The 1,160-nt window shown below is 30.3% G+C and carries 1 protein-coding gene; it reads left to right on the top strand.

Annotation, left to right across the window (positions count from 1 at the left end):
• On the top strand, positions 1-1,063 hold a 1,063-nt coding region (locus ERL59_RS20640; protein WP_268894532.1), incomplete at its 5' end, for a stalk domain-containing protein.
• Positions 1,064-1,160 lie beyond the last annotated feature (97 nt).

Below are 1,160 nucleotides of genomic sequence, written 5' to 3'. Positions count from 1 at the left end.
TAGTGAATTGGGACTCAATGTTAAGTGGGAACAAGAAACGAAAACGGTAATAGGTGAAAATGAAGATTTGACGGTAGTATTGACATTGAATAGCAATCTAGCAAAAGTAAATGGCGAAGATGTTGAAATGTTGGTCATGCCACAATTAGTAAATAACCATACCTTTGTTCCTTTACGTTTTGTAGGGGAATCTACAGGTGCAAATGTCAAATGGGATAGCGCTATGAAAACGATATCTATAACTAGCCTTGAACCAAAGGTGAATGATGAAGAATTGATTTTAGAATTGTTTGACAAGTATCTTACTTCATCGAATGAGAGGAATTTATCTGAGTTTCTAGAGGTGTTTAATGAGCAATATGAAATAAACAGAGAGATTGATCTGAAAGAATTATCATCTTCTTTTTTTGAAGAATATGATATTGAAACAACGATAGAAGAATTAGAAATTATAGAAATTGATAACGATGAAGCCATAGTTTATGCTGTTGAAGTCTATGAAAGAAAAAGTGGTCCATTTTATGTAGATAATAGGCAGGAGATTATATATACATTACACAAAAATAAAGATGGATTATGGAAGATTTCTGAGGATGAAATTCAAAAAGCGGAAAATATTAATTTAGAAAAATTAAAAGATATTCAAATAGAAGTGCCAAGTAAAGATGAAAAGAAAATAATGAATACCTTAGAAAAATTTTTTAGTGGAATCGACAATGGTGACGCAGAGTTATTCCTTTCTGCTTTTCATGAAGATTCTATTATATCAGAGAATCTAGATGGCAATGAGGAAATGATGAAACTTATATTTGAATTTGTGGAATATAGTGATCTTGAGATAGATCATGCCTCTTTAGTTTCATCTTTGGATGAGGATTACTTAGGTTTGTATGTGATTCATAGTTTTGAGTCAACCTATTATGATGAAGAGTTGGATGAAATAGTAACCGATACTGAGGAAAATGTTCATGAAATGTTTCATTTTAAAAAGTCAAAAGATGGGAGTTGGAAAATACTTTTTGTTGAAACTCTCAATCTTGAAACTGATTTAGTAGAACAATAATAAAATTTATCTTTATAGGAGAATTAGATCTTGAAGAAAATAAGTATTTTAGTTAGCATGGTTATTCTTCTATCAATATTTTCTTCTACAGCCTTTG

The sequence above is a fragment of the Chengkuizengella marina genome (genome assembly GCF_009910845.1).
Taxonomy (GTDB): Bacteria; Bacillota; Bacilli; order Paenibacillales; family KCTC-33759; genus Chengkuizengella; species Chengkuizengella marina.
This window is presented reverse-complemented; position numbering and strand designations above follow the sequence as displayed.